This window comes from Tenacibaculum sp. L6 (assembly GCF_028823685.1).
In the GTDB taxonomy this organism is placed as follows: domain Bacteria; phylum Bacteroidota; class Bacteroidia; order Flavobacteriales; family Flavobacteriaceae; genus Polaribacter.
Map to the genome: position 1 here is coordinate 1 of NZ_JAPEHZ010000098.1, position 5,178 is coordinate 5,178.

General features: G+C 33.7%; 2 protein-coding genes and 2 pseudogenes. All 4 read right to left on the reverse strand.

Features of this window, described 5'->3' with window-relative positions:
* Positions 1-260: 260 nt before the first annotated feature.
* Complete coding sequence (gene rfbC, locus OU788_RS11700; protein ID WP_274635335.1) at positions 261-815, reverse strand: dTDP-4-dehydrorhamnose 3,5-epimerase; 555 nt, start codon at positions 813-815, stop codon at positions 261-263.
* A 3-nt stretch (positions 816-818) separates the two neighbouring features.
* Positions 819-1,694 (reverse strand): glucose-1-phosphate thymidylyltransferase RfbA, encoded by an 876-nt coding sequence (rfbA, locus tag OU788_RS11705; protein WP_274635336.1) that lies wholly within the window; start codon positions 1,692-1,694, stop codon positions 819-821.
* A 2,035-nt stretch (positions 1,695-3,729) separates the two neighbouring features.
* Positions 3,730-4,741 (reverse strand): annotated as a pseudogene (gene galE / locus OU788_RS11710) (UDP-glucose 4-epimerase GalE).
* Positions 4,742-4,760: 19 nt separating this feature from the next.
* Positions 4,761-5,178 (reverse strand): annotated as a pseudogene (locus OU788_RS11715) (acetyltransferase); the annotation flags it as partial.

The following is a 5,178-nucleotide window of genomic DNA, read 5'->3' on the forward strand; positions in this document are numbered from 1 at the left end:
CCTAAAATTTTACGGGAACTTCACTTCAAATTTTACGATAAATCTTCGGTAGGTCGGGTTGTTCTTTAAATCTCGAAGCTTTTGAGTACTATTCTTATGAAAAAGAGGTTTTTTCTTGAATTCTACTAAATCGAAAATAGGTCGGAGTTGAGATTTAATTCCGTTTAACCTAAAGATTTAGCTACGCTGAACCTAAAGGTTTCTCCCTGCAGTCGAAATGACACATCTTATAATTTGAAAACTACTAAACAGCGTAATAGTTAGTACACAAATGGAGTTACTAATTCTTTAAAAGTCGGTAGTTGTTCGTCTTTTGAAGAGAGAATTACGTCTTCGAGATTGATTTTCCAATCGATATTCAACGTGGGATCGTTCCATATAATTCCAGCATCGTATTCAGGAGCGTACCAATTGTCTACTTTATACGCAAAAATGGCTTCTTCAGATAAAGTTACAAATCCGTGTGCAAACCCTCTCGGAATGAACAGTTGCTTTTTATTTTCTTCGGATAATTCTACAGCTATGTGTTTTCCGTAACTAGTTGAGTGCTTTCTTATATCTACTACTACATCCAACACTTTTCCTTGGATACAACGCACCAACTTCGCTTGCGCAAAAGGTGGCTTTTGAAAATGTAACCCTCGCAAAGCTCCAAAAGAAGATTTTGATTCATTATCTTGAATAAAGTTTATCTCTCTAATATTTTCTTCAAATTCTTTTTGATTGAAACTTTCAAAAAAATATCCTCTATGATCTCCAAAAACTTTTGGTTCAATAATGACTACTTCAGGAATAGCTGTTTTTGTAAAAATCATCTTTTATTCTTTTGCTAATTTTAACAAGTACTGTCCGTAACTATTTTTCTTCAAAGGTTCAGCCAGTTTTATAACTTGTTGTTTGTTTATATATCCCATATATAAGGCTATTTCTTCTATACAAGCTACTTTTAATCCTTGTCGCTTTTCTATCGTTTCAATAAACTGACTTGCTTCTAATAAAGAAGCATGTGTTCCCGTATCTAACCACGTAAAACCACGTCCTATTAATTCAACTTTTAGCTGTTGGTTTTCTAAATAATGTTGATTTACAGATGTAATTTCCAACTCCCCTCTGTTTGATGGTTTTACGTTTTTTGCCACTTGAATCACATCATTTGGATAAAAATATAGTCCAACCACTGCATAATTAGATTTTGGATTTTCTGGCTTTTCTATAATAGAAATAGCATTCCCTTTAGCATCAAAATCTACCACACCATAACGTTCTGGGTCTTTTACATTATAGCCAAAAATGGTGGCTTTATTTTCCTTTTTAACATTATCAATTGCGGATTGTAACATTTCGGGCAAACCGTGACCATAAAAAATATTATCGCCTAAGATGAGGCATACATCATTATTCCCTATAAATTCTTCACCAATGATAAATGCTTGCGCTAACCCATCTGGAGAAGGTTGTTCTGCATAACTTAAATTTATTCCTAAATCATTCCCATTTCCTAATAATTTTTGAAAACTTGGTACGTCATCTGGGGTAGAAATAATTAATATTTCTCGAATACCAGCCAACATCAATACTGATAGAGGATAATAAATCATTGGTTTATCATATACTGGAAGTAACTGTTTAGATACTCCTTTAGTAATAGGATATAATCTTGTTCCTGATCCACCTGCTAGTATTATGCCTTTCATGTAGTATAATTTTGATTTATTCACTTACTATAAAACAACTTAATTCTTAGTATTTTTTCTATACAACTGTTCTCGATACTATTCCGATTTATTATCGGAATAACTCAAACTGACACTTGTTCTTTTAAAACACTACCAATAAAAAATAGGTTTAATTTATACAAATGATATTGCTAAAGTATAGAAAAAATAAACTATTAAGGGTTTTGAAGTTCTCAATTTTTAGTTTTTAGTGAGTGATTCAAACAAAGTAGTTAAGAATTTTAAAAATCTTTAGTTTGATATAAAATTTGCTACGCTGAACCTAAAGGTTTTTCCCTGCGGTCGAAATGACGTGGTTTTCTTTTATACTGTTCATTTTTTCCATTGATGAAAAAACGAACCAAAAAAATCTAGACGTATTTTCCTTTTTTTTAATTCTACGTTGTATTCCGTATTCGAATCCAGACCGTAAACTCTTTGGATTCTCTTGTACTTCATAACCTTGAATTCTACTAAAATGAAAATAGGTCGGAATTGTTTTTGACAGTTATATATGATGAGATCCTGAAATCTTCCGAAATTTCGGAACAGGATGACATATCCTTTCTTTTTGATTACCCTTCGACTACGCTCAGGGTGCTGCATTCAGTATCAGTTTGTGGTAACGGTCTTTTCTTTTTATTCCCTCATTCATTTTTTGCTTGTCCAAAAAACGAATCAAAAAAGGACACTTTTTCAATAGGAATTTCTGCCGAGCAGAACCGTACGCAAAACTTCGCGGCGTTTTACGCCTGAATCTCGAAGCTTTTGCCTCCTATTCTTTGAAAAAGAGGTTTCTCGTTTGAATCGAAATAATGAACTAAACATCATTTCGAACTAAGTGATAACGAATGTGAGAAACCGCTAGGTTCAGCGCAGCTAAATCTTATCAAATGGAATCTCTTACAACTTTAAGATTTAACTACACTGAACACAAAAATTTCTCCTTGCGGTCGAAACAACAAACAAAACGTCATTTCGAACTGAGTGATAACGAATGTGAGAAATCTTATTAAGAGGAGTAACTAGTAACTCATAACCTAAAGATTTAACTACACTGAACACAAAGATTTCTCCCTGCGGTCGAAATGACGTGGTTTTCTTTTATACTGTTCATTTTTTCCATCGATGAAAAAACGAACCAAAAAAATCTAGACGTATTTTCCTTTTTTTGAATTCTACGTTGTATTCCGTATTCGAAACCAGACCGTAAACTTTTTGGATTCTCTTGTACTTCATAACCTTGAATTCTACTAAAATGAAAATAGGTCGGAATTGTTTTTGACAGTTATATATGATGAGATCCTGAAATCTTCCGAAATTTCGGAACAGGATGACATATCCTTTCTTTTTGATTACCCTTCGACTACGCTCAGGGTGCTGCGTTCAGTATCAGTTTGTGGTAACGGTCTTTTATTTTTATTCCCCCATTCATTTTTTGCTTGTCCAAAAAACGAACCAAAAAAGGACACTTTTTCAATAGGAATTTCTGCTGCGCAGAACCGTACGCAAAACTTCGCGGCGTTTCACGCCTGAATCTCGAAGCTTTTGCGTACTATTCTTATGAAAAAGAGGTTATTATTCTTGGGTTCTACTAAAATGAAAATAGGTCGGGGTTTTAGATTTAGCTACACTGAACCTAAAGATTTAACTACGCTGAACCTAAAGGTTTCTCCCTGCGGTCGAAATGACGTGCTTTTCTTTTTATTCCCCCATTCATTTTTTGCTTATCCAAAAAACGAATCAAAAAAGGACACTTTTTCAATAGGAATTTCTGCTGCGCAGAACCGTACGCAAAACTTCGCGGCGTTTCACGCCTGAATCTCGAAGCTTTTGCTTCCTATTCTTTGAAAAAGAGGTTCCTCGTTTTAATCAAAAAAACAAAACGTCATTTCGAACATGAGTGGTAACGAATGTGAGAAATCTTATTAAGAGGAGTAACTCGCAACTTTAAGATTTAGCTACGCTGAACACAAAGGTTTCTCCCTGCGGTCGAAATGACAAGTTTCTCTTATTATTTCTGTTTTTGTTGCCATTTCCAAGCGGAAAGTAAGGCTTCTTCTAGTGTCTCTTGGGGTTTCCAGCCTAATACTACATTCGCTTTTATAGTATCTGCATAGGCAGCTCTAATGTCTCCTTCTCTTCTATTCGTTATTTTATAATTCAACGATTGTTGCGTTACTTTTTCAAAGGTTTTTATAATCTCCATTACAGAACTTCCTTTTCCTGTTCCTACATTGAAAAATTCGAAATTTTCTTCATTCTCTTTATTCAACAAGCGTTCCAAAGCTTTTACATGTGCTTTTGCTAAATCAACTACATGGATATAATCACGAATTGCAGTACCATCTGGAGTTGGATAATCATCTCCAAAAACTGCTAGTTCTTCTCGAATACCTGCCACTGTTTGTGTGATAAATGGAATCAAATTTTGTGGTACCCCTAATGGTAACTCTCCAATTTTAATTGACTCATGTGCTCCTATCGGATTAAAGTATCGTAAAGCTATGGCATTCATGTCATACGCTTTACAACTATCTTTTATAATCTCCTCTCCTATCTGCTTGGTATTCCCATAAGGTGACTCTGCTGGTTTAATAGGTGCTCCTTCTGTAATTGGTAACTCATCTGCTTGTCCGTATACTGTACACGATGAACTAAAAATGAAATGGTCAATTTTTCTATTTTTCATCTCTTGTAACAGATACACTAAAGCATTGATATTATTTTCATAATAATCCAACGGTTGTTGCACGCTTTCTCCTACTGCTTTAGAAGCAGGAAAATGTATCACTCCATCAATTATATTCTCATTAAAAAAGCTATGTACAGCTTTTTTATCTCGTAAGTCTATCTGATAAAAAACCCGGTTTAATATTGGTAATCTCCGTGATTTGCTCTAAAACTTCAATTTTAGAATTCGATAAATCATCAATAATCACCACGTCAAAACCTGCGTTTTGTAATTCCACGACTACATGTGACCCAATAAAACCTAAACCGCCTGTTACTAGTATTTTTTTCATTCTGTACGTATTAAAAACCTTATTTAGAAAAAACTGTTCCTGCTTTAATAAAGCTATTGTTTTCAATATTTACTGGTTGATCTATTATTGTGCCATTACCTATATATACTTTTTCCCCAATTGTTGCTCCTGCTGAAATTGATACTGAAGGCATAATCATACTATACTTTCCTATTTTAGTATCATGCGATATAATAGAAGCTGTATTTATGTATACAAAATCTCCAACACTAATATTTGTAGTTAAAACAGAATTAGCTCCAATTACAATTCCTTTTCCTAAACTTATTGTATTCTCTGAATAAATTTCTACTGTTGGATGCAAAATAGTTGGAAAACTTATGTTCTGATTCTCTATTCTGTTTATTATTCTTTCTTTTATATTTGGATTTCCTACCCCTATAACAATCGCTAAATCTTCGTTAATTTGATTTATC

Excerpts from the sequence above, each read along its gene's own strand:
- rfbC (WP_274635335.1), bottom strand. The coding sequence starts at position 815 with ATGATTTTTACAAAAACAGCTATTCCTGAAGTAGTCATTATTGAACCA.
- rfbA (WP_274635336.1), bottom strand. The coding sequence starts at position 1,694 with ATGAAAGGCATAATACTAGCAGGTGGATCAGGAACAAGATTATATCCT.